Origin of the sequence: Halomonas sp. 3D7M, assembly GCF_014897885.1 — a bacterium.
Taxonomy (GTDB): domain Bacteria; phylum Pseudomonadota; class Gammaproteobacteria; order Pseudomonadales; family Halomonadaceae; genus Vreelandella.
Map to the genome: position 1 here is coordinate 1 of NZ_JABUZF010000268.1, position 223 is coordinate 223.

General features: G+C 54.7%; 1 pseudogene. It reads right to left on the reverse strand.

Annotation, left to right across the window (positions count from 1 at the left end):
- Positions 1 to 223: pseudogene (locus tag INT22_RS17960) on the reverse strand (DMT family transporter); the annotation flags it as partial.

The window sequence follows — 223 nt, forward strand, 5'->3', positions numbered from 1 at the left end:
CCACTGCCAGTAGCGTGGCAAAAGGCGTGCCCATCTGCACCAGCAGTGCGCCAGTGCCTGCTTCTGCTTGACCTAAACCGATAAACAGCAGCGCAAAATGTAGGCTGCCAAATGTGAAGGAGAGCAAGAGCAAAAAAGGCAGCTGAGCTCGAGCGACAGGGTAGAAAGGCACCAATAGAACAGCGACCAGCATAAAGCGCAGGGTCGTCATTAGTAGTGGCGG